Raw genomic sequence first — 25468 nt, forward strand, 5'->3', positions numbered from 1 at the left:
GCCCTCGGGGGGAATATCGCTACCCCCGGTCTCGTTAGGTCCTCGGCTGCGCGGCGCTACGGCGTATCGCGGCGCGCCACCTTCGTCGGCTTCGCGTCCCGCCAATCCTCGACGTGCGGAGGCTGGCCGACCGGCCACCGGTTCTCGTTGAACGCCGCCCAATGGGCATGCCCCAGCAGGTGCACGTGGAAGGCGTGCCGCAGCGCCTCGGTGTAACCCATCGCGTCGGAGGCGGCGTTGACCGAATCCTTGATGAGCAGCGACGCCATCGTGGGCCGCTCGGCGATGCGTCGCGCGAATTCGAGTGTCTTTTCCTCTAATTCGTCGACGGCGAAAACCTTGGACACCATGCCCAGCCGGTGCGCCTCGTCCGCGTCGATCGAATCACCGGTCAGCAGCAGCTCTTTGGCCTTACGCGGACCGAATTCCCAAGGGTGAGCGTAATATTCGACACCCGGCATGCCCAACCGGACCGCGACGACGTCGCTGAACTTCGCGTTGTCGGCGGCGACGATCAGGTCGCAGGCCCAGATCAACATCAGACCGGCCGAGATCGCGTTGCCCTGCACCTGGGCGATCGTGATCTTGCGCAAATCGCGCCAGCGGCAGGTGTTTTCGAAAAAGTAGTGCCATTCCTGGTGGTACAGCTTCTCCATGATCGGCTCGAGCGTGGCCCCGCGCGAGCGGAAGCTCGGATGCTGCCCGGGCCCCGGTGCGCGCTCGGCCAGTGCCTGCTCGGAACCCAGGTCGTGTCCGGCGGAAAAGTTCCTGCCGCGCGCCGCCAGGATCACCACGCGAACGGTGTCGTCGGCCTCGGCGCGGCCGAAGGCCTCGTCGAGCTGGACCAGCAGGCCGCGGCTTTGCGCATTGTGGGCCTCGGGCCGGTTGAGCCAGATCCGCGCGATGCGGCCCTCGTCGAGGGTTTCGTAGGCCACGAGCTCCGGGGTGTTGGCGTCGGCCGCCCCGGTGTCGGCTTGCTCGGAGACTGTCATTCCGCCCACCTCGTTCGTCGTTGATTTGGCCTTGTTTACAGATTACGGCCAGTGTGTAATCGGGCCGCGCCGGGGGGACGCGCCGCGAGCCGTTGATCGGCGGCACGCCCCGGCCGGTCGTGTCTTCGCGAGCGGCGCGGCGAGTCCCTGCAAACCAGCCATAAATGCGCCCGACGCCCGTTAGCTGGTGAGACGGGCTGCGGCCGATCACGCGCGTCGCCTACAGTTAAGTCATGCCTACGAAATCTGATCCTGGCGAAATCGGCGACGTCGAGCCGGTGGCGGACAGCACTGCGAGCCAGGCCAGGCGGGTCGTCGCGGCGTACGCCAACGACGCCGACGAATGCCGGGTCTTCCTGTCCATGCTGGGTATTGGGCCGGCGAAACTCGACGCGTAAATGGCTCCCGGGGGAGGGCGAGGCTCCAAGGCGGCCAAATTCGGGGATTCCGACTTCGTCGTCGTCGCCAACCGGTTGCCGGTAGATCGGGAGCTGCTTCCCGACGGCAGCACGGCGTGGAAGCGCAGCCCCGGGGGACTGGTCACCGCCCTGGAGCCGCTACTGCGCCGTCGGCGCGGCGCGTGGGTCGGCTGGCCCGGTGTGGTCGACGAGGACGTCGACCACGAAGACGAGCCGATCGTCCAGGAGGACCTGGAACTGCGGCCGGTCAAGCTGAGCGCGGACGACGTCGCCGAGTACTACGAGGGCTTCTCGAACGCCACGCTGTGGCCGTTGTATCACGACGTGATCGTCAAGCCGCTGTACCACCGCGAATGGTGGGACCGCTACGTCGTCGTCAACCGCCGCTTCGCCGAAGCCACCTCGCGTGCCGCCGCGCGGGGCGCGACCGTATGGGTGCAGGACTATCAGCTGCAACTGGTCCCGGCGATGCTGCGCGAGATGCGGCCCGATCTGACCATCGGTTTCTTCCTGCACATCCCCTTCCCGCCGGTGGAGCTGTTCATGCAGATGCCGTGGCGGACCGAGATCGTCGAGGGCCTGCTGGGCGCCGACCTCGTCGGATTCCACCTGCCCGGCGGCGCGCAGAATTTCCTGTTCCTTTCCCGGCGGCTGATCGGTGCCAACACCACGCGCGGGGCGGTCGGGGTGCGGTCGCGGTACGGCGAGGTGGAGCTGGAATCCCGCGTCGTCCGGGTGGGCGCCTTCCCCATCTCCATCGATTCCAGTGCGCTCGACCAAACGGCCCGGCACCGCGATATCAGGCGCCGCGCCAAGGAGATTCGGGCCGAGCTCGGCAACCCCCGCAAGGTGCTGCTCGGGGTCGACCGGCTCGACTACACCAAGGGCATCGACGTTCGGCTGAAAGCCTTTTCGGAGCTGCTCGCCGAGGGTCGCGCCAAACGCGACGACACGGTGCTGATCCAGCTGGCGACGCCGAGCCGCGAGCGGGTGGACAGTTACCAGCAGCTGCGTAACGACATCGAACGCCAGGTCGGCCACATCAACGGCGAATACGGCGAAGTCGGGCATCCGATGGTGCACTACCTGCATCGGCCGGTCCCGCGCGACGAACTCATCGCGTTCTTCGTGGCCGCCGACGTCATGCTGGTCACCCCGCTGCGCGACGGGATGAACCTGGTCGCCAAGGAGTACGTCGCCTGCCGCAGCGATCTCGGCGGCGCGCTCGTGCTGTCCGAATTCACCGGCGCCGCCGCCGAACTGCGCCAGGCGTACCTGGTCAACCCGCACGACCTCGAAGGGGTCAAGGACGCCATCGAGGCCGCCCTCAACCAGCCCGTCGAGGAAGGACGGCGGCGCATGCGGTCGCTGCGCCGCCAGGTGCTCGCCCACGACGTCGATCGCTGGGCACGGTCATTCCTCGATGCGCTCGCCGAGGCGCGGCCCCATGACGCCGATTAGCGCGGATGCCCCGGGGACCCATGGTGTTGGCGCGCCAACGCTGTGATACTCGGGTGCAGCGTCGCACGCGAAGGAGAAAGAGTCACATGAAGCTCCGTCACGGACTGGCCGCGGGTGCCGCCGTCTTCACGGCTGTCGCAACGGGAATCGCGCTGCAATCCGGCGAACCGGCCAAGGCGCTCGGGCCGCCGGCGGACGGCACCTACGCCTACAACGAGGCGGGCGTCTCCGGGGTTACCTGGACCATCTCCGCACTGTGTGACCAGCCGTCCGGGACCCGGAACATGAACGACTATTCCGACCCGATCGTCTTCGCGATGAACTGCGCGCTGAACATCGTGAGCTCTACGAACGAGCAGATCAGCGCCGCCGACAAGCTGCAGAACTTCAGCGGCCGGGCTCGCATGTCCAGCATGCTGTGGACGTTCAAGGTGCAAAAGGACAACGGCGTGGCCTGCCCGGGCGGGGGCACCGCGCCGTCCACCGAAACCTTCGCGTTCAGCGACGAAACGATGAGCGGCACCCACACCACGCTGCACGGGCCGGTATGCGGGCTGCAGCCGGAGATGAAGAAGCAACCCTTTTCGCTGGCGATGACCGGACCGCCGCCCAGCCCGATCGAGCGTTACCCGTTGTACTGCAACGGCATTGCGATGTGCTACTGAGCTAGATCGGCGTGATGTAGGCGATCAGCCACTGCTTGCCGATCTTTTTGAAGTCGACCCGCAATCGGCTGCCGTCATACAGCGGCTGCCGTGACTTGTCGGTGACCGTCCGGTTCATGTAGACCATCACCGACGCCGAATTCCGTTGGGCGGACATGACTCCCACACCCACGACGTTGGCCTGCACCACCACTTCGCGCTTCTTGGCTTCGGGAATGATCTGGGTGTTGGCGCTCTTCTGGAACTCCGCGCGATAGTCGGGGGTCAGTAACGGGTACGCCGCCGACAGGCTGCGTTCGACCGTTTGGTAGTCGTAGGCGAAAACCTCGGGGATTTCCTTGGCCGCCAAACCGGGCAGCACGGCACGCGCCGCCTGCTCACCGCGAACCTCGACACGATCCCAATACATCCAGCCGGCCGCCGCGGACAACCCGACGAACGCCACGGCCAGAAGGTAACCCGCGACGATGAGCAGCCAACGCCGCCATCGCATCAATTACCCCCGTCTGGATACTTCAGGTCGTAGCCGCTCATGCGTCCGGAGTCGTCTTCGTGCACGATGACGCGCAACCGGTAGGGCATGGACGGCTTGTTGACGCCGTCGATGTCGGCGACGGTGACGCGCACCGACACCAACACGGACGCGTTATCGGTAACGGCGTCAATGCCTTCCAGCGCGGCGCCGTTGACGACGGCTTCCGATGTCGCGTTGGTGGAGCGGAACAGGCCCTTGAGATTCTCGACATTGTTGTTGGCGCTGAGCATCCCGCGCAGCGGACCGCTGGTCCCGTTGACGAACCGGTTGACGCTCTCGTCGATGTTGTCCTGCTTGTAGCTGAACATGTTGACCACCGTCTGCGTCGCGGTGTCGACGAAGCGTTGGTCGCGCGCCTGCGCCGCGGCGGCGTGGCGGTGCTGGACGGCCAGGAGGGCCACGCACCCGGCCAACGCCCCTACCGCCACCAGTGCCGCCGCGAAGGAGATCCACACAACCAGGGCGCGGTGCGGCTGGCGCCGCGGTGGCGGCTTGATGGACTTGAGGCTCCCCACGGGTTTCGCCGACGGCTTCGGCGCGGCCGGCACCTCCGTCTGGACCGTGACGTCCTGCGTCGACTCGCTCTTGGCAGGACCCGCCGCGCGCGAGGCTTTACGACGAGCGCGCGGCTTGGTTGTCTGTTCGTCTGTTATGTCAGCTATGTCAGCGTCCATTACAGAGGCCTTGGATCAAGCATGAGGTCCACCCAATTCTCGGCGCCGGAGGTTCCGGTGGCGCCGGCGGCGAAGATACCAGTGCCTCCTGCCGGATCGACAAACGCGCCGGTCTTCTCGTCATAGGTGGCATACGCCGGCCCGCTGGCCTGCGGCTGCCCGCCGGGCGGCGGGCCCCACGGCTTCTCCGGTCCGGGGCCCGGCGGCGGCGGGTTGATCCCCAGCGGCGGCGCCGGCGGGGGCAGCCACTTCGGATACGGAAGCTGCGGCGGTACCGGCGGCACCCCCGGCGGCTGCCACGACGTGAACGGCGGCGGCGGCCCGTTGTCGTTGGGCGGCGGCGGGGCGAAGGCCGGCTGGTGCGGCGCCGGACCGGGTCCAGGGACCACACCCGGCGGGGGCGGCCCGACCATCGGAGTGCCCGGATCTGGGTCGGCGTCCGGCGGGATGTACGGGAAGTGGTTGGGCGGCAACACGTTCAGCCCGTTGGTCATCGGGGTGTCGTAGGGCACCGGCGGGCCGCGCCACGGGTTGCGACCGATCGGCACGTAGCCCTTCGGGTCGCGGCAGAGCTGAATCGTGGGGGCGCGCTTCCCGGGGAACTCCTGGCACGGGTAGTTACGCGCGCCGCGCACGGTGCTGGGATCGTTCTGCGCGGTCTTGCAGTACATGTCCCTCGGGAGCTCGCGCACCGTCTCGTCGGCCGGGGTGCGCATCAGCGGCGGCGGCAGGAAGCCGACGGCGCACGGCGGCGGGTCGTTGAGGTCGAGCTTGAAGTCCAGCTTGGCGCCCTCATCTTGCGGCCCGCCGCCCGCGGCGGTGGTGATGGCCGCGAACAACGCCGGCAACACGACGAGCAGCTGTTCGATCGACTTGTTGTAGATCACGCCCACCCGGCCGAGGTTGGCCAGGCTGGCGGCCAGGGTCGGGAAGTTGGGGCGGATGCCCGAGAACGCGGTGCTGGCCTCGTCGGTCGCGCCGGGGGCCGTGGCCAGGGTGTCGCGGAGCTGGGGGTCGGCCTGACGGACCTCGGAGGTGAACCGCGCCAGCCCATCCGAGAGCGACTTGATGTCGCCACCGGCGCGGATCTGGGCCTGCAGGAACGGGCCGGCCTGATCGATCAGCTGCGAGACCTGCGGATAGTTGGCGTTCGCCTCGTCCACCAGCAGCCGGGCCGACTCGAACAGCCGGGCGAGCTCGGGGCCTGACCCGTTGGCCGCAATGAACGTCTCGTGCAACAGTTCACGCAACCGGGTGTCACCCAGGCTGTTGACCAGTGTCTCCGCCCGCTTCAACAGATCGGCGACGTCCTGGCCGATCCGGGTGTTCTGCCGCTCGATGCGGGCACCGTTGGTCAGCTTGCTCGACGCGGGCGAGCTCGGGGGCACCAGGTCGATGTACTGCTCGCCGACCGCCGACACACTCTTGACGGTGGCGGTGACGTTCGACGGGATGGCCGTCTCGCTGTTCAGCCGCATCTGGGCGATGACGCCGTTGGGACTCAGCCCGACCGACTCGACGCGGCCGACGGCAACGCCGCGGTAGGTGACGTTGGCGTTCTTGTACAGGCCGCCGCCGGCAACGAAATCGGCGCTCACACCGTAGGTTCCGATGCCGAAGGTCGCGGGCAGCCGCAGGTAGAAGATCGCCATCACAGTCAGGGTGATCGCCGTGATCACGGCGAAGATCGCCAGCTGGATCCTGGTCAGTCTGTCATGCATGTGCGCCCGCCCTACTGTCCCGAAGCCGTGCCGGGCGGAATCTTGAACGGATCCGCGGCCTGTCCGGACAGGTTGGCCAATTCGCCGGTCAAGAAGTCCGGCGGGTTGAGGATCTCGTCCATGTGAGCCATGTTCGGGTCGAAATAGGCCGTCGTGAAGAACGTTTCACCGAGCCGGCGCAGGGTGAGGTCGAAGGTGGTGAACACGTTGAGATAGTCACCCCGCACCGCCTGCTTGATCCCGAAGTTGGGGAACGGAAACGTCAGCAACAGCTGTAGTGAGGTGACGAAATTCTTTCGGTTGTCGTTGAGGGTCTTCACGACCGAGTACAGGTCCTTCATGTCGGCGGCGAAGTCCACCTTGGTCTTGGCCAGCACGTGCGAGGTGACGTTGGCCAGTTTGTGCAGCGCGCCGAAGGCCTCCACGATGTGGTCGCGGTTCTTGTTGAGCACGCGAATCGCCTCGGGCAGCGTGTCCAGCGCCCGGCCCAGGTTGTCCTTGTCGCGCGCCAGTGCTCCCGAGAAGCGGTTCAATCCGTCGACCGCGTCGATGATGTCGTTGACCTGGCGGTTGAGCCCCGAGGTCAATTCCGCCAGCCGGGGGATCAGGTCGACGAACTGGTCCTGCCGGCCCGCGACGGCCCGATAGGTCTCGTCGGTGATCTCTTCCAGCGCACCGACATTGCCCTTGTTCACCACAACGCCGAGCGCCGAGAGCACCTCTTCGGTGGTGGGATAGCGGCCGGTGTTGGCCTCCGTGATCTTCGACCCGTCGGTCAGCCGGCCCACGGCCGGCTTGTTCTTCGGCCGGGCCAGGTCGATGTGCATCGAACCCAGCAGCGACGTCTGGGCGACGGTCGCGGTCGAGTTGGCGGGCAGGACGACGTTTTTGTTCAGCGCCAATTTGACTGCCGCATAGAACGATCCGTCGGCGCGCTGTTCGGCCGCGATGCCGGCAACGCTTCCGACGGTGACGTCGTCGACCATGACGGGCGAGTTTTGCGGCAGCGTCGCCACGTCGGGCAGCTCGACGGTCACCGAGTAGGCGCCGCTGCCGTGGCCGGCGGTGCCCGGCATCGCCAACGAGTTCAGGCCGTTGAATTGGCAACCGGCCAGCAGCACGCTGCCCGCGGCCAATCCGCTGGCGCGCAACCACATTCGGTTCATCCGCCACCGCCCAAGCCGGCCGCGGGCCCGTTGGGCGCGGGTTGGGCCGGAGCTGGTCCCGGCCGCGGCCCGAACGCGCTTCCGGGAGCGGGACCGGGGGCGGGAGCGGCGCCGGCCGGCGCGGGGCCGGGCCCCGGACCGGCCTGCGGGGCCGGCGGGACGAGCAGCGCCTGCAGATCCGCCGGGTTCTGCGTGGCCGGCGTCTGGGCGCCCTTGGCCGGCACCCACGTCAGCTCCGGAACCGGGGTCGCCGCCTTGGCCTGAGTCTGCGGGGTGTCGTAGATGATCTGCCCCTTGTACGCCGTGATCGTGTTGAGCGGGTGGAACATCAGCGGCGGGTAGTTCACGGTGAGCCGGCGCAGCACCGGACCCAGCCGCTCACGACAGAGCTCGGCACGCTTGAAGTAGTCCGGCGCCCTGGGCCCGGCCGCGGTCTCGAAGGATCCCCCACAGATGAACTGCACGGGGTTGGCGAATTCCGGTATCGACAGCAGACCGTTGAGCGTGCCCTGCGCGGGATCGTAGATGTTGTAGAAGTTGGCGATACCCGGGCCCGCCACGTGCAGCACCTGCTCGATGTCGTCGCTCTCGTCGCTCAGTGTCTTCGCGAGATCGTTGAGGTTGTTGACCGTGTCGACGATGGTCGAGTTGTGTTCGTGGAGAAACCCACGGATGTCCGACAGCGCCGTGTTGAGGGTCCCCAGGGTGTTGTCGAGATGGCGCGAGCTGTCGGCGAGCACCTGCGACACCGAGGCGACGCTATCGGCGAATTGGACGATCTGTTCGTTACTGGACGACAGGGCGTTGACCACGACCTGCAGGTTTTTGACCGTGCCGAAGATGTCGCCGCGCGAATCCCCAAGTCGCCCAGCGGCTTGCGAGAGCTCGCGCAAGGCGCTGTGGAACGACTGGCCCTTGCCGTCGAAGGTGTCGGCGGCCTGGTTGATCGCCGCGCCCAACGGGCCCTGCAGCGACCCGGCCGTCGGGCCGAGCTGGACCGCCAGCTTGGTCAGCGACTCTTTGACCTCGTCCCACTCCACCGGGACCGCGGTGCGGTCAGGGCCGATGCTGGCGCCGTCGGCCATCTCCGGCCCACCGGTATAGGCCGGCGTCAACTGGATGAACCTGGCCGCCACCAGGTTTGGCGACATGATGATGGCCTTGGCGTCCTTGGGGACCTTCACGTCCTTGGACACCGACATGGTGATCTTGACGTCGGAGGGCCGCGGCTCGATCGTGTCGATGGTGCCGACCGGGACACCCAGGATGCGCACCTGGTCGCCGGGATACAACCCGACCGCCGATGCGAAGTGGCCGACGATCTTGCGGTTATTCCCTTGCGACGACAGCACATACACGCCGCCCACCAGCACCGCGACCAGCGCGATGATGGTGGCGTAGCGCAGCCCCCTGCTGCGGATGATCCGCTGCATCATGGTGACTTCGGCCTGATGATCCAGCGTTCCTGAATCAACCCGCGCAGGTAGTCGGCCAGGCTGGCCGGCATCTTGCCGGGCTGATAGAAGAAGTCGAACATCGTCGCGAGCAGCGGCGCCGGGATGACGCCGTAGACGTTCACGTTGAAGCCGGGACCCGAACCGACCACCTCGCCCAACTCGGTGGCGTAGGTGGGCAGCCGCTTGAGGGCCTCGGTGATGTAGTCGCGGCGCTCGTTGAGGTTGGACAGCACATCGTTGAGCTTGTTGAGCGCGGGCCCGAATTCCCTGCGGTTGTCGGCGACGAAGCCGGAAATCTGCGCCGAGAGCTCCTGGATGTCCGAGATCAGCTGACCCAGCGCGCGGTGGCGTTCGTCGAGCGCGGCGAACAACTCGTTACCGTCGTCGACCAGCTTGTTGACCTGCTCGGCGCGCTGTGACAACACGCCGGTGACCGACTTCGCGTGCGCCAGTAGGCTTTGCAACGCCTCGTCGCGTCGGTCCAGGGTGCGAGACAGCGACGTCACGCCGTCCAGCGCACCGCGCAGCTCGGGGGTGGCGTCGTGCAGCGTGTCGGTCAACACGTTCAGCGCCTTTTCGAACTGCGGCTTGTTCAGGTTGCTGGCATTGGAACCCAAGTCCTCGAGCGCGCCGGCCAACGTGTACGGCGTCGTGGTGCGACTGAGCGGGATGGTGGTTGCCTTGCCGCCACCGGCCGGGGTCACCGAGATGGAGCGCTCACCGAGGATGGTGTCGGTGCGGATCGCGGCCAGCGACTGGTCGCCGACGGCGACGTGGCGGTCGACGCTGAAGCTGATCTTGGCGCTGTCGCCGGCCAGACCCACGGAGGTCACCTTGCCGACTTTGAAACCCGAGACGTAAACGGCATTGCCGGGATTGATTCCACCCGCGTCGCTGAAGTAGGCGTCGTAGATCTTGCCCTGCGGCCAGAACGGTAACCCGGAATACCCGAATGCGATGAGCACGACGCAGACCACGAGCACCACGCCGAAGATGCCGGTGCGCAGCGGATCGCGCTCATGTGTTGCGTTACTTGGCAAAAGCGCACCTCCCCTTGCTGGGATCCACCTGGCCACCAAGCGGCAGGAGGATGTCGCCACCGGCGGGGCCGTTGATCTTGATCGTCACGGAGCAGAAATAGATGTTGAAGAACGACCCGTAAGCGCCGAGGGCCGCCAACCGCAGATAGTCCTCGCCCAGCTGTTCGATGTCGTTGTTCACCTCGGCCTTGCGGTTGTCCAGCTCGGTGGCCAGCGGACGGGTGTTTTCCAGAACGCCTTGCAGCGGGCGGCGCGAATTCTTCAGCAGCTGGGTCAAATCCGTCGTCGTGGAGGCCAGCGGGGGGATGGCACCCGCGATGTCGTCCTTGTGTTCGGCCAGCCCGGTGATCAGTTGTTGCAACTGGTCCACGCTTGTCGAAAACTGCGCGCTGCGTTGGTCCACGGTCGTCAGCACCGTGTTGAGGTTGTTGATCACGTCGCCGATGAGCTGGTCGCGCTGGCCCAGCGCCGAGGAGAACGCGCTCGTGTCGGCCAGCACGTTCGACAACGCGCCGCCCTGGCCCTGCAGCAGCTGGATGACCGCGCTGCTGATGGTGTTGACCTTGTCGGCGTCGAGGCCTTTGAGGACCGGCCGCAGCCCGCCCAGCAGCGCGTCGAGATCCAGTGCGGGCTGGGTGTGTTGGCTGTTGATCGTCGCGCCGGCGGGGAGTTTTCGCAGCTCTCCAGGGCCGGACGTGATCTCCAGATATCGGTCACCGACGAGGTTTTCGTAGCGGATCACCGCGCGCGTCGACGAGTAGAGCGTGTAGCGCTTGTCGACCCCGAACTTCACGTCGATGGTGTTGTCGCGATTGAGCTTGATGTCCGACACCGCACCGACCGGCACCCCGGCGATGCGCACCTTTTGACCGGCCTTCAACCGCGAGACGTCGGTAAACGTTGCGTGGTAGGTGCTTTCGGGTCCGAACCGGAAGTCGCCGAACACCACCACCAGCCCGGCCGACACCAGCAGCATGGCCACGGCGAAGATGCTGACCTTGATCATCATCTCGCGGTGCGACGGCATGCCCGAACTGTCCGGCATCAGAAATCGTCCCGTTCCGCGAAGGCGCCGTGGAACAAGAACTGCAGCGTCGAGGGCGCGTCGAACTGCAGCTCGGTGAACGGCTCGTACGGGATGTTGGCGTTGTCGGTGACCAGGAACGGCGCCCGGTAGAACGAGCCGCCGGTCTGCTTGGTCGGGATGTCGGGCAGCCCACGGCAATTCGGGCCGCCGGAGGCGTTCACGATCGGCAACGACTCCGGGTACGTGTACGACGGCGCGCCCAGCACGAAGCTCGACGACGTGAACAGGCCGGCCTTGCGGACGCCGAGCAGCGGGGCGAATTCCTTGATGCCGCGCTCGATTCCGGCGAACAGGCAGCCGAATTCCGGTGAGTAGTCGGCGGCCACCTTGAGCGGGGCCCGCAGCCGGTTGATGGCGTCGATGAAGTCCTGCTCGGCCGGCGCCAACGTGTCATAGGCGTTGTTCGACAGGCCGATGGTGGCCAACAGGGTCTTGTCGAGATTCTTCTGCTGGTCCACGACGGTCTTGTTGATCGTCGGCAGGTTGTCGAAGACGGTGTTCAGATTGGGGGCGGAGTCGGCGTAGACGTTCGCCACGACCGCGGTCTTGCGGAGGTCTTCCTGCAAGGCGGGCAGCTTCGGATTCGCTTGGCGCGTCAGCGTATTCAGTCCCGAAAGGATGCCGCCCAGGTCATCGCCGTGGCCACGCAGGCCTTCGGCGAACGCGCTCAACGTCCCGTTGAGTTCGACGGGGTCGACCTTGTGCAACAGGTCGATCAGCGACTGGAACAAGGTGTTGACTTCGAGCTGCACCGACGAGGCCGCGACGTGCGCGTCCGGACGCAGCGAGGTCGGCGACGGCGTTTGCGGCGGAATGAATTCCACCGCCTTCGCACCGAAGATGGTGTTACCCGCGATGTGCACCGCCGCGTTGGACGGGATGAAATGCATGTCGTCGCTGTTGATGCCCAGCGTCAGGCGCGCCTGGTCGCCGGAATAGTCGATGGTCTCGACCTTGCCGATCTGGATGCCCCGGTATTTGACCTTGGCGCCCTTCTCCATCACCAGCCCCGCCCGGGGCGCCGACACGGTGACGGTGTCGATCGACGCGAAGGCGGCCGTGTAGGAAAGGTAAGTCAGCACAGCGAAAGCCACCATGAGGCCGGCCAGCACTGCTGCTGCCAGCCGGACGGTCGTGCGTCGCGCGCCTGTTTCTGCCATGTCCTTTTAAGCGGTCCTCTTAGCCGGAGAGGTTGAAGTTACCGGACGCCCCATACACAGCGAGCGAGATGAACAAAGTGATGACGACCACGACGATCAACGACGTCCGCACCGCCTGGCCGACTGCGATGCCGACGCCGACGGGACCACCGCTGGCGTTGTAGCCGTAATAGGTGTGCACCAACATGACCGCGATGGACATCACGATCGCCTGCAGGAACGACCACAACAGGTCCGACGGGATCAGGAACGTATTGAAGTAGTGGTCGTAGAGGCCTTTTGACTGCCCGTTGATGTACACCGTGGTGAAGCGGGCGGCGAAGAACGCGGCCAGCACGGACAGCGAGTACAGCGGGATGATCGCGATCAGGCCGGCGATCAGGCGGGTCGACACCAGGTAGGACACCGAGTGCACCGCCATGCACTCGACGGCGTCGATCTCCTCGGACACCCGCATGGCGCCCAATTGGGCGGTGGCGCCGGCGCCGATGGTGGCCGCCAGCGCGATGCCGGCGATCACCGGGGCGACCACCCGGACGTTCAGGAAGGCCGACAGGAATCCCGTCAGCGCCTCGATGCCGATGTTGCCCAGCGACGAATACCCTTGCACGGCAATGACACCGCCGGAGGCCAGGGTCAAAAACGCCGCGACACCGACCGTGCCGCCGATCATCACGAGAGCCCCCGCGCCCATGGTCATCTCGGCGATCAGCCGGACCGTCTCCTTGCGGTATCGGGTGAGCGCGTTGGGGACGTAGCGCACGGTCTGCCCGTAGAACAACGCCTGCTCGCCGAAGTCGTCGACCGGCTCCTGCAGCCGCGAGAAGAGGCGACGAAACCGCAGTGTGGCGTCGTAACTCATCGCGTGCTCACCCGTCTCATCACTTCGCCGAAATTCGCACGCCGATGGCGGTCATCACCACGTTGATCACGAACAGACAGATGAAGGCGTAGACCACGGTTTCGTTGACCGCGTTGCCGACGCCCTTGGGCCCGCCCTTGACAGTCAGGCCGCGGTAACAGCCCACCATCCCGGCCATCACACCGAACAGCAGCGCCTTGACTTCGGCGAGTACCAGCTCGCGCAGTCCGGTCAGCACGGTCAAGCCGTTGATGAACGCGCCTGGGTTGACGCCCTGCAGGAAGACGGAGAACACATAGCCACCGGAAAGCCCGATGGCGCATACCAAGCCGTTGAGCAGCAGCGCCACCACCGTGGACGCCAGCACACGGGGGACCACCAGCCGCTGGATCGGGTCGATGCCGAGCACGCGCATCGCGTCGATCTCCTCGCGGATGGTGCGCGCGCCCAGGTCGGCGCAGATCGCGGTGGCGCCGGCACCGGCGACGACGAGCACGGTCACCACCGGACCCAGCTGGGTGATGGTGCCGAACGCCGTCCCGGCGCCGGACAGGTCGGCGGCGCCGATCTCGCGCAGCAGGATGTTGAGGGTGAAGGCCACCAGCACCGTGAAGGGGATGGACACCAGCAGCGTCGGGACCAGCGACACGCGGGCGATCATCCACGTCTGATCGAGAAACTCGCCAAACTGGAACGGCCGGCGAAAAGCTGCCCGGCCGGTGTCCATCATCATTTCGAAGAATCCGCCGACGGCGCGGGCGGGAACGGCAAGTTGCTCCCTCAACTCGGTGTCCCCCCTCGGCTGGTCTCGGCGAAGTCTATGGCTGGCCTTTGCGTTGTCTACGGTCGCATGGGGCTCGGTGTGAGCCGGATCATATTAACTCAGAACAAGTTCACCATGTCAATGAACAGCATTTCTTATCCCAACCGTTAATTCGCCAGGTCAGACGCACTTGTCACGTGTCAAACTGACACACGTTCTACCTGCCGATTCCCCCCGATCGACTAGCCCCAAATGGCTATTGATCCATCAGTGCGCTCGCCGAAAAATTGTGCTCAGGATCACGTCCAGCAAAGTATTCCTGCAGCGTCGCACTCAGCTGTGCAGGGTCCCAAGCGGCGCCGTCGGCGCTGAATTTGCGCTCGACCGTCGGGGCAGCGACCAGTGTCACCTGCGGACCGTAGACGATGAACACCTGGCCGTTGACTTCCGCAGCCGCCGGCGAGGACAGGAACTTGACCAGATTGACGACGTGCTCTGGCGACAGCGGATCGACCCCGCCGGCCTCCACCTCCGGTGCATCGCCGAACACGTCGGCCGTCATCGCCGTGCGCGCGCGGGGGCAGATGGCGTTGGCGCACACGCCGTAGCGGCCGAGCGCCCGCGCGGCGGTCAGGGTGAGCGAGATGATGCCCGCCTTGGCGGCGCCGTAGTTCGCCTGCCCGACGGGGCCGACCAGGCCGGCCTCCGATGCGGTGTTGACGATCCGGCCGAAGACCTTGCCGTCCGCCTCCTTGGCCTTGGAGCGCCAGTAGGTGGCGGCGTTGCGGGTCAGCAGGAAATGGCCGCGCAGGTGCACGGCGATGACCTGGTCCCACTCCTCGTCGGACATGTTGAACAGCATCCGGTCGCGCGTGATGCCGGCGTTGTTGACCACGATGTCGAGCCCACCCAGCCCGTCGGCCTGGGCGACCAATTCGTCGGCGGTGGAGCGTTCGCTGATGTCGCCCGCCACGGCAACGGCCTTCGAACCGGAGGAGTTGATCTCGTCGATGACGTCGGAGGCGTCCAACGCGGCGGCGATGTCGTTGACGACGACGGTCGCTCCGAGGCGTGCCAGGCCGAGCGCCTCGGCCCGTCCCAGGCCCGCGGCCGCACCGGTGACCACCGCGACCTTTCCGGAGAGATCGGTCGCGTTCGTGCTGCTAGTCAATTTATGAATACCTCTAGTTTCGGGTTGCGCGCTCTAGGCTCGGATCAGTCGCCGCGGGACAGCGCGGCGCGCGGGCATTCGGCGATCGCCTGCTCGGCCAACTGCTCCTGATCGGCGGGAATCGGGTCGAGCTTCACCACGGCGTAATCCTCGTCGTCGAGGTCGAAGATATCGGGGGCAATTCCCAAGCACACTGCGTTACCTTCGCACCGGTCACGGTCCACGATCACCCGCACAGCACCCTCCTTGAACCTGGCCTTCACCGCAGGACTCGCCTCATCAGTATGTAGGTCCACCATAAGACCCCGACACCGCTGGGGAAACGGTCGCTGGATTCCCAGACTAGAACGTGTTACAACCGGGAAGACGAATGGGTAGCCGTTGGTCGAGCTGCAGCCTGTGACGCGGGTTGTATTCGGAAACGTCGTTGACTTGAAGGACGGCTGAAATGCGCATCAGTTACACCCCTGAGCAAGAAGAGCTGCGTCGCGAGCTGCGGTCGTACTTCACCAACCTGATGACCCCGGAGCGTCGCGAGGCGCTGACCTCCTCGGGGGGCGGCGAGGTCGGTACCGGCACGGCGTATCGCGACACCGTCGCGCAGATGGGCAAAGACGGCTGGCTCACCCTGAACTGGCCCAAGGAGTACGGCGGCCAGGACCGCTCGCCGATGGACTCGCTGATCTTCACCGACGAGGCCGCCATCGCCGGCGTGCCGGTGCCGTTCCTGACGATCAACAGCGTCGCGCCGACCATCATGGCGTTCGGCACCGAGGAACAGAAGAAGTTCTTCCTGCCCAAGATCGCCGCGGGCGAGCTGCACTTCTCGATCGGCTACTCCGAGCCCGGCGCCGGCACCGACCTCGCCAACCTGCGCACCACCGCGGTGCGCGACGGCGACGACTACGTCATCAACGGCCAGAAGATGTGGACCAGCCTGATCGCCTACGCCGACTGGGTGTGGCTGGCGGTGCGCACCAACCCCGACGCCAAGAAGCACCGCGGGATTTCGATGCTGACCGTGCCGACCACCGCGGAGGGTTTCTCCTGGACCCCGGTGCACACGATGGCCGGTGTGGACACCAGCGCCACCTATTACTCCGACGTCCGCGTCCCGGTGACCAACCTGATCGGCGAGGAGAACGGCGGCTGGAAGCTGGTGACCAACCAGCTCAACCACGAGCGCGTCGCCCTGGTGTCGCCGCAACCGATCTTCCTGGCCCTGCGCGAGGTTCGCGAATGGGCGCAGAACACCAAGGACGACGGGGGCGCCCGGCTCATCGACTCGGAGTGGGTGCAGCTCAACCTGGCCCGGGTGCACGCCAAGGCCGAGGTCCTCAAGCTGATCAACTGGGAGCTGGCCTCGGCCGCGAGTGAGGACCTGTCACCCGCCGACGCGTCGGCGGCCAAGGTCTACGGCACCGAGCTGGCCACCGAGGCCTACCGGCTGCTGATGGAGGTGCTGGGTACCGCGGCGACGGTGCGCCAGAATTCGCCGGGCTCGTTGCTGCGGGGCCGGGTCGAGCGGATGCACCGGGCCTGCCTGATCCTGACCTTCGGAGGCGGCACCAACGAAGTTCAGCGCGACATCATCGGCATGGTCGCCCTCGGTCTGCCCCGCAACCGCTGAGCCGCTACGTAATAGAAGGACGGACGTTCATGGATTTCACGACAACCGAAGCGGCGAACGACCTCGGCAACCTGGTCGACACGATCGTGGACTCGGTGTGCACCCCCGAACACCAGCGCGAGCTGGACGGGCTCGATCAGCGGTTCGATCGCGACCTGTGGCGAAAGCTGATCGACGCCGGCATCCTGTCCAGCGCGTCGGCGTCATCGCTGGGCGGCGACGGTTTCGGCGCGCTCGAGCAGATCGCGATCCTGGTCGCGCTGGGCCATCAGCTGGCCGCGGTGCCCTACCTGGAGTCGGTGGTGCTGGGCGCCGGGGCGCTGGCCCGGTTCGGCTCCGAAGAGCTGCAGCAGAACTGGGGCGTGCCGGCGGTCAACGGCGAGAAGACCCTGAGCATCGCGCTCGACGGCGAGATGGGCGAGGGCCCGGTGCAGGCGCTAAGCGCCGGCGCCGGTTACCGGCTGACCGGCACGCGCACCCAGGTCGGTTTCGGCCCGGTGGCCGACGCGTTCCTGGTCCCCGCCGAAACGGATGCCGGCACGGCGGTTTTCCTGGTTGCCGCCGACGATCCCGGCGTCACGGTGACGGCCCTGCAGACCACCGGCCTGGGCAGCGTCGGGCACCTCGCACTGGACGGCACCGAGGTGGACGGCGGCCGCAGGGTCGGCGGCGCCGAGGTGGCGACCTGGCTCGGCACGCTGGGCACGTTGGGCCGCAGCGCTTTCCAGCTCGGGGTGCTCGAGCGTGGCCTGCAGATGACCGCCGAATACGCGCGCGAACGTGAGCAGTTCGACCGGCCGATCGGCAGCTTCCAGGCGGTCTCGCAGCGGCTGGCCGACGGCTACATCGACGTCAAGGGGTTGCGGCTGACGCTCACCCAGGCGGCCTGGCGAGTCTCCGAGGACATTCCGGCGGAGATCGACGTCGCCAGCGCGGCGTTTTGGGCCGCCGACGCCGGTCACCGGGTGGCGCACACCATCGTGCACGTGCACGGCGGCGTCGGCGTCGACACCGATCACCCCGCGCACCGATACTTCCTGGCCGCCAAGGAGATTGAGTTCGCGCTGGGCGGTGCCACCGGGCAGCTGCGCCGCATCGGGCGCGAGCTGGCGGAGACGCCCGCCTAGGCGAAATGGAGCTCACCGACGACCTGACGGTCACCAAGCTGCTGGCGCCGCTGACCGAGATCGACGACCGGGGTATCTACTTCGAGGACTCGTTCACCAGCTGGCGCGATCACCTGCAGCAGGGTGCCGCGATCGCCGCGGCGCTGCGTGAGCGGCTCGACCCCACCCGGCCACCCCACGTCGGAGTGCTGCTGGAGAACACGCCCTTCTTCTCGGCGATGCTGGTCGCGGCGGGAATGTCGGGGATCGTGCCGGTCGGGCTCAACCCGGTGCGCCGCGGCGAGGCGCTGCAGCGCGACATCGCCCGGGCCGACTGCCAATTGGTGCTCGCCGACTCCAAATCGTCTGAGACGCTGGGTGATATCGAGCACCTGAACGCCGACTCCGTCGCGTGGGCCGACGAACTGGCCGCGCACCGCGACGCCCCGATCGTTTTTCAGGACGCCGCGCCGGCGGATCTGTTCATGTTGATCTTCACGTCGGGTACCAGCGGCGAGCCCAAGGCGGTCAAGTGCAGCCACGGCAAGGTCGCGATCGCGGGCGTGACGATGTCGCAGCGCTTCGGCCTCGGCCCCGACGACGTCTGCTACGTGTCGATGCCGCTGTTTCATTCCAACGCGGTGCTGGTCGGCTGGGCGGTGGCGGCGGCGTGTGCGGGCTCAATGGCCTTGCGGCGCAAGTTCTCCGCCTCGAACTTCATCGTCGACGTCCGCCGCTACGGCGCCACGTACGCGAACTACGTCGGCAAGCCGTTGTCGTATGTACTGGCCACGCCCGAGCGGCCCGACGATGCGGACAACCCGCTGCGCGCGGTGTACGGCAACGAAGGCGTGCCCGATGACATCGAGCGCTTCGCCCGCCGATTCGGGTGTGTCGTGCAGGACGGGTTCGGTTCCACCGAGGGCGGCGTGGCCATCGCGCGCACGCCGGACACACCGCCGGGTTCATTGGGCCCCCTCCCGCCGGGCATCGACATCGTCGATCCCGACACCGGCGCGTCATGCCCACCGGGCGTGGTCGGCGAACTGGTGAACGTCGCCGGGCCGGGCCGTTTCGAGGGTTATTACAACGACGCCGCCGCCGAGGCCGAGCGGATGGCCGGCGGGGTCTACCACAGCGGCGATCTCGCCTACCGTGACGACGCCGGCTATGCGTATTTCGCTGGGCGGCTGGGTGATTGGATGCGCGTCGACGGCGAAAACCTCGGCGCCGCGCCGATCGAGCGGGTGTTGCTGCGCCACCCCGACCTGACCGAGGTCGCGGTGTACCCGGTGCCCGACGCGATCGTCGGCGACCAAGTCATGGCCGCGGTGGTGATGGCGCCGGGCACCGAGTTCGACGACGAGAAGTTCCGCACCTTCTTGGCCGAGCAACCGGACTTGGGACCCAAGCAATGGCCGTCATACGTACGGGTCAGCACCGAACTCCCGCGCACGGTGACCTTCAAGGTGCTCAAGCGGCAACTGGCCGCTCAGGGCGTCGACTGCGGCGATCCGGTCTGGAAGATCCACCGCTAGGGCCCCGGGACGGGCGTTATCGCGGGATGTGGGCGTCCAGGCAGTAAACTCAGCGCTCGATGAAAATCCGCGAAATGATCGCCCGCTCGCTCCTGGTCGGGTCGCTGGCTGGGGCCGCGCTCGGGCTGGGTGCCGGTGTCGCCGCGGCGGACCCGCCCCCGCCGCCTCCCCTGCCACCGCCACCCCCGCCGCTGGTGTGGTCACCGCCGACGCCGGACCCCGAACCGTGGGAAGCTCCTCCCCCGCCGGAGGAGGGCGCGCCGCTACCGCCGCGCTGAACATGCCGCAACGACAAGGAGACGCGATGGTTGATGCGCCGGTCCCCCGTCCCGGCGCCGCGGTCATTCGCGCCGATAGCGGAACCGGCGCATGACGGCTCGGCCTCTCGAGCTCGCGCTGGAAGCCAGCTTCGAACAGCTTTCCGCCGCGGCGCCGGCGAACGTCGGCATCGCGATCGCCCGGCCGGACCGGACATTTTCGCTGGGGAGCTGGTGGTCGGGTGTGGCATGGTCGACGATCAAAGTGCCCCTGGCGGTGGCGGCGCTGCGCAACGATTGGCTGGGCGCCCGCGATTTTGCCGTGAAGGCAATCACCGAATCCGACAATCGCGCATCCGAGCAGTTGTGGTCGCAGTTGGGCGAGCCGGCCGACGCGGCACGGCAGGTTCAGGCGGTGGTGGCCGAGGGCGGTGACACCGCGACGGTGGTCGAATCGCGCCGACTTCGCCGTGGTTTCACCGCTTTCGGCCAAACCCAGTGGAACCTGCAGCGCCAGGCGCGGTTCGCCGCGGAGCTGCCGACCATCCCCGACGCCGCCGAGGTGATCGACCTGATGCAACGACTCAGCAGCGGTGACCAATGGGGGCTGGCCGCCAAAGGGATTGCCGCGAAAGGGGGTTGGGGGCCCGGAGTGCACGGCGAGTACCTGGTCCGGCAATTCGGGATCGTCCCCACCCCGTCCGGGCAGTGGGGTGTGGCACTGGCGGCGGACGCGCACGACGGCGCGTTCGAGACCGGCGTCGACGTGGTCAATACGATGACGGACTGGTTGCTGAGCCGGCTGCCGACCCTAGCCCGTTATTGACGGCACCACGGCGTCGATCAGGTGCGGTCCGGCTTCTGCGAACGCGGCGCGCAGCGCGTCGGCGAACTCCTCAGCGGTGGTGACGCGCCGGGCCGGCACCCCCATGCCCTCGCTGATCTTGACGAAATCCATTGTGGGATCGGCTAAGTCGAGCAGGGACAGTGCTTCGGGCCCGGGCGCCGAGCCGGCGCCGACCCGTTGCAGCTCGATGCGCAGGATGTCGTAGGCCCTGTTGTTGTACAGCACGGTGGTGACGTCGAGGTTCTCCCGCGCCTGGGTCCACAACCCCGCAATGGTGTACATGGCGGAGCCGTCGGATTCCAGGCACAGCACCGGGCGATCCGGGGCGGCGATCGCCGCACCGACCGCCGCGGGAATGCCGTAGCCGATCGCCCCGCCGGTCAGGGTCAGCCAGTCATGCGCCGGCGCCCCGGCGGTGGCCTGGGCGAGCAGCAGGCCGGAGGTGTTCGACTCGTCGACCACGATCGCCCGTTCCGGCAGCAGCGCCCCGATCACGTCGGCCGCCGACGCGGACGTCAGTGCGCCGGTCGGCAGCGTGGGACGCGACGCGGCCGCCACCGGCGCCACCGTTCCCGGCGCCACCTGATCCGCCAAGGCGGTCAACGCATCCGCCGCGCCGCTGTGTTCGGCGAGCACGTGCACCTCGCAACCGGCGGGCACCAGGTCGCTGGGCATGCCGGGGTAGGCGAAGAACGACACCGGCGACTTGGCGCCGGCCAGCACCAGATGTTTGGCGCCGTCCAGCTGGGCCGTGGCGGCCTCGGCGAAGTACGCCAGCCGGTCGACGGCGGGGATCCCGGCGCCGCGCTCGAGCCGGGTGGGGAAGGTCTCGCACAGCACCCGCGCGCCGGTGGCCGCGGCGATCCGGGTGGCCGCGGCCAGGCCGGCGTGGCGGGTGGCGTCGCCGCCGACCATGATCACCGTCGGTTCTCCGGAGCCGAGCACCTCGGCCACTTCCGGGGCCAGCAACGGGTCGGCGCCCGCCGGCTGTGCGTCCAGGTTGGAGAACAGCTGGGCGCCGTCGGACCAGGACACGTCGGCGGGCAGGATCAGCGTCGAGATCTGTGAACCCCACCGGCTGGCCGCGATGCCCTCGACGGCGTCGGCCGAGACCTGGGAGGCGTCACCCGTTCGGCGCACCCAACCCGAGACGGTGCCGGCGAGGGCGTCGATGTCGGATTCCAGTGGGGCGTCGTACTTTTTGTGATAGGTGGCGTGGTCACCGACCACCACCACCATCGGGACCCGGGCGCGGCGCGCGTTGTGCAGATTGGCCAGGCCGTTGCCCAATCCGGGGCCCAGGTGCAGCAGCACGGCCGCGGGCCGATCGGCGATGCGGGCATAACCGTCGGCCGCGCCGGTGGCGACCCCCTCGAACAAGGCCAGCACGCCGCGCATCCGCGGGACACTGTCCAGGGCCGCGACGAAGTGCATCTCCGACGTGCCGGGGTTGGCGAAACACACGTCGACGCCGCCGTCGACCAGGGTGTTGATCAGGGCCTGGGCGCCATTCACGTGGTTGCCTCCAGTCGAAACAGTCGTTCGGCATTGCCGCGCAAGAAGTCTCGGCGGGCCTCGTCGGACAGCCCGAGGTCGTCCAGCCCCGCCAACGCGTGCTCGTGGCCGATCATCGGGTAATTGGTGCCGAACAACACCTTCCGTTGTCCGGTACGGGTTTTCATGAACATGATGAGTTCTTCGGGCAGGCGCGCGATCGTGTACGCCGAGGTGTCGATGTAGACGTTTTCGTGCTTGCGGGCCACCGCGACCATCTCCTCGGTCCACGGGTAGCCGACGTGGCCGCAGACGATCACCAGTTCCGGGAAGTCGAGGGCGACCTGGTCGATGTAGGGAATCGGGCGCCCGGTCTCCGAGGGGCGCAGCGGGCCGGTGTGGCCGACCTGGGTGCAAAACGGCACGCCGGATTCGACGCACTGGGCGAACAGCGGATAGTAGCGGCGATCGGTGGGCGGGGCGTTCCACAGCCACGGCACCACCCGCAGGCCGACGAATCCTTCTGCGACGCGCCGTCTCAACTCCCGGACCGCTTCCATCGGGCGGTCGAGGTCGACGGTGGCGAGCCCGGCGAACCGGTCCGGATGCGCGGCAATCCATTGCGCCACCTCGTCGTTGGAGACGAGGTCTTGGCCGTTCGGGCCGCGCCAGGCGCTGAGTATGCCCAGTTGCACGCCGGCGGCATCCATCGACGCCAGCGTCACCTCGATCGGGATCTCGGTGTCGGGGATCGACCCGCCCGTCCAGCGGCGCAGGGACGCCAGCATGTCGCTGCGCAGGAACCGCTGCGTCGGGTGTTGCATCCAGACGTCGATCGTCATCGGGATCGACAGTAGCCCGGCCGCCGCGGGCGGTGCTCAGGCGGCCAGCGCGGCGCGGGCGGCGGCGTCGGTCTGCCGCGCGTACCCGCCGCCGAACAGCACGACATGGGCGAGCAGCGGGAAGAGCTGATGCAGCCCGACACGGTCGCGCCAGCCGGGTCGCAGCGGCCGCACCCGCCGGTAACCGTCGATGACGGCGTCGAGATGCGGGCAGCCGAACAGCGCGAGCATCGCCAGGTCGGTCTCGCGGTGACCGCCGTGCGCGGCCGGGTCGATCAGCACCACCCCGGCGGGCGTCCACATCACGTTGCCGCTCCACAGGTCGCCGTGCAGGCGGGCCGGCGGGTCGTCGTCGTCGAAATCACCCGCACGGCAACGCGCCGCGACGGCGTCGACGACCTCGCGGGTCGACGAGTCGAGCCGCGCGGCGGCGAGTTCGGCCATCGGGGCCAGCCGCTCCTGCGCATAGAACTCGCCCCAGCGTCGGTGCGGTCGCAGCGACATCGGCAGGGGCTGCGACAGGGGTCCGAAGAAGCCGGGCCCGTCCCACCCGTCGGGGCCGGCGCCAAAGCCGGCGGCGCCGGCGTCGTGCGTGGCGGCGAGTCGGCCACCGAACTCACGCGCCGCCTCGGGGGTCGGGTACACCGAGCCGAGGCGGCGCAGCGTCAGGCTCGTCATCGTGACGGAGACGACTTGCGCGCAGGGCACGCCGCCGTCGGCGCCGGAAAGCCATTGCAGGCCAGCGGCTTCCGCGGCGAAGAACCGGGCGGGCGCGTCCGGGTTGTGCTTGACGAAGTCGGTCACGCCTCGCGCGGTCCTAGCGCTTGGAGCGCGTCATGCAGTTACGTGAGCGGCGTGCACGTCGTCGGCCGGGCGCGCCTCGGTCTGCTCCTTGGCCCAGCGGTAGTCGGGCTTGCCGGCGGGCGAGCGCTTGACCTCGTCGACCAGCCACAGGCTGCGCGGCACTTTGTATCCCGCGATCTCGGAACGCACGAAGGCGTCCAGCTCCGACAGCGGGGGCCGCGTTCCCGGCCGCGGCTGGACGACGGCCGCGACGTGCTGGCCGTAGCGGGCGTCGGGCACACCGACCACCAGGGCGTCGAAGACGTCGGGGTGCCCCTTGAGCGCGGCCTCGACCTCCTCGGGGTAGATCTTCTCGCCGCCGCTGTTGATCGACACCGAGCCGCGGCCCAGCATCGTGACGGTGCCGTCCTCCTCGACCGTCGCGTAGTCGCCGGGAATGGCGTAGCGCACGCCGTTGATGGTCTTGAACGTCTCGGCGGTCTTCTTCTCGTCCTTGTAGTAGCCGACGGGAATGTTGCCCTTCTTCGCGATAAAGCCGCGCACGCCGGAGCCGGGCTTGACCTCGTTGCCGTCCTCATCGAGGACGACGGTGCGGTGGTCGATCGTCACGCGCGGGCCGCCGCTGTGCGGCGCGTCCTTGGCGACGACGCTGGTGCCGCCGAATCCGGTTTCCGACGATCCGATCGAGTCGGTGATGACCCGGTTGGGCAGCAGCTCGAGGAACTTCTCCTTGATGCTCGGCGAGAACAGCGCCGCGGTGGAGGCGAGCAAAAACAGGGACGACAGGTCGTACTCGTTACCCTTCTCCTGGTGCGCCAGCAGCGCGTCCAGCAGCGGCCGCGCCATCGCGTCGCCGGTGAAGAACAGCAGGTTCACCTTGTGCTCGTGAATCGTGCGCCAGACCTCGTCGGCGTTGAATTCCGGTGCCAGCACCGTGGTTTGACCCGAGAAGATCGACATCCAGGTCGCCGACTGGGTGGCGCCGTGGATCATCGGCGGAATCGGGTGGCGGACCATCGGCGGATTGGCCGCGGCGGCTTTGGCCAGGTCGTACTCGTCCTTGACGAATTCGCCTGTGGCGAAGTCGGTTCCGCCGAACAGCACGCGGTAGATGTCCTCGTGGCGCCACATCACGCCCTTCGGGAATCCGGTGGTGCCGCCCGTGTAGAGCAGGTAGATGTCGTCGGCGCTGCGCGGGCCGAAGTCGCGCTCGGGTGAGCTCTGGGCGATCGCGGAGTAGAACTCGACGCCGCCGTAGCGCTGGTAGTCGTTGTCGCTGCCGTCCTCGACGACCAGGATCGTCTTGACGTTGGGAGTCTCGGGCAGCACGTTGGCCACCCGGTCGGAGTACTGGCGCTCGTGGACCAGCGCGACCATGTCGGAGTTGTCGAACAGGTAGCGCAGCTCGCCCTCGACGTAGCGGTAGTTGACGTTCACCAGGATGGCACCCGCCTTGACGATGCCGAGCATCGCGATGACGATCTCGATGCGGTTTCGGCAGTAGAGGCCCACCTTGTCGTCCTTTTTCACCCCCTGCTCGAGCAGATAGTGAGCAAGGCGGTTGGCCTTCTCCTCCAGTTGGGCGTAGGTCAACTTCTCGTCGCCGCAGATCAGGGCGACACGCTCGGGCACAGCGTCGATGGCGTGCTCTGCTAGATCGGCAATATTCAAGGCCACGGCCACCAAATTAGAACGTGTTACATTTCGAGGCAAGCTCGTGTCCATTGTCGAGGGAAAGGCGGTAACCGTGACCGAGGCGCCAGCAAACGAGGAAACC

General features: G+C 67.4%; 25 protein-coding genes. 8 read left to right on the top strand and 17 right to left on the bottom strand.

Features of this window, described 5'->3' with window-relative positions; translation table 11 throughout:
• Window positions 1-56: 56 nt before the first annotated feature.
• A complete protein-coding gene (locus tag QGN30_RS25265; protein ID WP_009955876.1) occupies window positions 57-992 on the bottom strand; it encodes an enoyl-CoA hydratase in 936 nt (311 codons plus the stop codon).
• Window positions 993-1225: 233 nt separating this feature from the next.
• On the opposite strand from QGN30_RS25265, the gene QGN30_RS25270 reads away from it, so the two are divergent.
• The 3 genes from QGN30_RS25270 to QGN30_RS25280 all read left to right on the top strand — a co-directional run bounded on the left by QGN30_RS25270 (window position 1226) and on the right by QGN30_RS25280 (window position 3537).
• The gene (locus QGN30_RS25270) at window positions 1226-1390 is read left to right on the top strand and encodes a hypothetical protein (RefSeq protein ID WP_008263763.1); all 165 of its coding nucleotides are present in this window, start codon (window positions 1226-1228) and stop codon (window positions 1388-1390) included.
• On the top strand, window positions 1391-2872 hold the full coding sequence (locus tag QGN30_RS25275) for an alpha,alpha-trehalose-phosphate synthase (UDP-forming) (RefSeq protein WP_008263761.1): 1482 nt from the start codon (window positions 1391-1393) through the stop codon (window positions 2870-2872).
• A gap of 86 nt (window positions 2873-2958) precedes the next feature.
• A complete protein-coding gene (locus QGN30_RS25280; protein WP_008263759.1) occupies window positions 2959-3537 on the top strand; it encodes a hypothetical protein in 579 nt (192 codons plus the stop codon).
• Between the two features lies 1 nt (window position 3538).
• On the opposite strand, the gene QGN30_RS25285 is transcribed toward QGN30_RS25280, so the two are convergent.
• From QGN30_RS25285 to QGN30_RS25340, 12 genes are all read right to left on the bottom strand, one after another.
• Window positions 3539-4030, bottom strand: coding sequence for a mammalian cell entry protein (locus QGN30_RS25285; protein ID WP_008263757.1), 492 nt, complete (start codon window positions 4028-4030; stop codon window positions 3539-3541).
• Window positions 4030-4746, bottom strand: coding sequence for a mammalian cell entry protein (locus QGN30_RS25290; protein ID WP_248923363.1), 717 nt, complete (start codon window positions 4744-4746; stop codon window positions 4030-4032). The genes QGN30_RS25285 and QGN30_RS25290 overlap by 1 nt, the downstream gene beginning before the upstream one ends.
• Window positions 4746-6467, bottom strand: coding sequence for a virulence factor Mce family protein (locus QGN30_RS25295; protein ID WP_009955883.1), 1722 nt, complete (start codon window positions 6465-6467; stop codon window positions 4746-4748). The genes QGN30_RS25290 and QGN30_RS25295 overlap by 1 nt, the downstream gene beginning before the upstream one ends.
• Before the next feature lie 11 nt (window positions 6468-6478).
• Entirely contained in the window at window positions 6479-7633 is a 1155-nt protein-coding gene (locus tag QGN30_RS25300; protein ID WP_009955884.1) for a virulence factor Mce family protein, read from the bottom strand.
• Window positions 7630-9069 (bottom strand): virulence factor Mce family protein, encoded by a 1440-nt coding sequence (locus tag QGN30_RS25305; RefSeq protein ID WP_014379054.1) that lies wholly within the window; start codon window positions 9067-9069, stop codon window positions 7630-7632. Before QGN30_RS25305 ends, QGN30_RS25300 begins: the two co-directional genes overlap by 4 nt.
• Window positions 9066-10130, bottom strand: a complete 1065-nt coding sequence (locus QGN30_RS25310) for a virulence factor Mce family protein (RefSeq protein WP_248923362.1) — start codon at window positions 10128-10130, stop codon at window positions 9066-9068. Before QGN30_RS25310 ends, QGN30_RS25305 begins: the two co-directional genes overlap by 4 nt.
• Window positions 10120-11175: a virulence factor Mce family protein gene (locus tag QGN30_RS25315; protein WP_008263746.1), complete on the bottom strand. Its 1056-nt coding sequence runs from the start codon at window positions 11173-11175 to the stop codon at window positions 10120-10122. Before QGN30_RS25315 ends, QGN30_RS25310 begins: the two co-directional genes overlap by 11 nt.
• Window positions 11175-12377 (bottom strand): virulence factor Mce family protein, encoded by a 1203-nt coding sequence (locus QGN30_RS25320; RefSeq protein ID WP_008263744.1) that lies wholly within the window; start codon window positions 12375-12377, stop codon window positions 11175-11177. Before QGN30_RS25320 ends, QGN30_RS25315 begins: the two co-directional genes overlap by 1 nt.
• Before the next feature lie 19 nt (window positions 12378-12396).
• The gene (locus QGN30_RS25325) at window positions 12397-13239 is read right to left on the bottom strand and encodes an MlaE family ABC transporter permease (RefSeq protein ID WP_008263742.1); all 843 of its coding nucleotides are present in this window, start codon (window positions 13237-13239) and stop codon (window positions 12397-12399) included.
• Between the two features lie 19 nt (window positions 13240-13258).
• Entirely contained in the window at window positions 13259-14023 is a 765-nt protein-coding gene (locus QGN30_RS25330; RefSeq protein WP_014379050.1) for an MlaE family ABC transporter permease, read from the bottom strand.
• A gap of 235 nt (window positions 14024-14258) precedes the next feature.
• Window positions 14259-15173: a 3-oxoacyl-ACP reductase gene (locus QGN30_RS25335; RefSeq protein ID WP_009957037.1), complete on the bottom strand. Its 915-nt coding sequence runs from the start codon at window positions 15171-15173 to the stop codon at window positions 14259-14261.
• A 44-nt stretch (window positions 15174-15217) separates the two neighbouring features.
• Window positions 15218-15409 carry a ferredoxin gene (locus QGN30_RS25340; RefSeq protein WP_003877155.1) on the bottom strand — a complete coding sequence of 64 codons (192 nt, stop codon included), beginning with the start codon at window positions 15407-15409 and terminating at the stop codon, window positions 15218-15220.
• Between the two features lie 212 nt (window positions 15410-15621).
• On the opposite strand from QGN30_RS25340, the gene QGN30_RS25345 reads away from it, so the two are divergent.
• The 5 genes from QGN30_RS25345 to QGN30_RS25365 all read left to right on the top strand — a co-directional run bounded on the left by QGN30_RS25345 (window position 15622) and on the right by QGN30_RS25365 (window position 20530).
• Window positions 15622-16803, top strand: a complete 1182-nt coding sequence (locus tag QGN30_RS25345) for an acyl-CoA dehydrogenase (protein WP_008263734.1) — start codon at window positions 15622-15624, stop codon at window positions 16801-16803.
• Window positions 16804-16832: 29 nt separating this feature from the next.
• On the top strand, window positions 16833-17930 hold the full coding sequence (locus QGN30_RS25350) for an acyl-CoA dehydrogenase family protein (RefSeq protein WP_008263732.1): 1098 nt from the start codon (window positions 16833-16835) through the stop codon (window positions 17928-17930).
• 5 nt (window positions 17931-17935) lie between these two features.
• The gene (gene fadD17 / locus QGN30_RS25355; protein ID WP_095562426.1) at window positions 17936-19447 is read left to right on the top strand and encodes a long-chain-fatty-acid--CoA ligase FadD17; all 1512 of its coding nucleotides are present in this window, start codon (window positions 17936-17938) and stop codon (window positions 19445-19447) included.
• Window positions 19448-19506: 59 nt separating this feature from the next.
• Window positions 19507-19725 (top strand): hypothetical protein, encoded by a 219-nt coding sequence (locus tag QGN30_RS25360; protein WP_008263729.1) that lies wholly within the window; start codon window positions 19507-19509, stop codon window positions 19723-19725.
• A 91-nt stretch (window positions 19726-19816) separates the two neighbouring features.
• On the top strand, window positions 19817-20530 hold the full coding sequence (locus QGN30_RS25365; protein ID WP_008263728.1) for a hypothetical protein: 714 nt from the start codon (window positions 19817-19819) through the stop codon (window positions 20528-20530).
• Here the strand turns inward: QGN30_RS25365 and QGN30_RS25370 are convergent.
• The 4 genes from QGN30_RS25370 to QGN30_RS25385 are packed head-to-tail and all read right to left on the bottom strand — an operon-like array spanning window position 20516 to window position 25374.
• Window positions 20516-22066, bottom strand: coding sequence for an acetolactate synthase large subunit (locus QGN30_RS25370; RefSeq protein WP_008263726.1), 1551 nt, complete (start codon window positions 22064-22066; stop codon window positions 20516-20518). The genes QGN30_RS25365 and QGN30_RS25370 overlap by 15 nt on opposite strands.
• Window positions 22063-22887 (bottom strand): amidohydrolase family protein, encoded by an 825-nt coding sequence (locus tag QGN30_RS25375; protein WP_008263723.1) that lies wholly within the window; start codon window positions 22885-22887, stop codon window positions 22063-22065. Before QGN30_RS25375 ends, QGN30_RS25370 begins: the two co-directional genes overlap by 4 nt.
• Before the next feature lie 36 nt (window positions 22888-22923).
• On the bottom strand, window positions 22924-23691 hold the full coding sequence (locus tag QGN30_RS25380) for a fructosamine kinase family protein (protein ID WP_008263722.1): 768 nt from the start codon (window positions 23689-23691) through the stop codon (window positions 22924-22926).
• A 30-nt stretch (window positions 23692-23721) separates the two neighbouring features.
• Window positions 23722-25374 carry an acyl-CoA synthetase gene (locus tag QGN30_RS25385; protein WP_008263720.1) on the bottom strand — a complete coding sequence of 551 codons (1653 nt, stop codon included), beginning with the start codon at window positions 25372-25374 and terminating at the stop codon, window positions 23722-23724.
• Window positions 25375-25468: the final 94 nt, after the last annotated feature.

The organism is Mycobacterium sp. 3-98, from assembly GCF_035918355.1.
Lineage (GTDB): Bacteria > Actinomycetota > Actinomycetes > Mycobacteriales > Mycobacteriaceae > Mycobacterium > Mycobacterium intracellulare.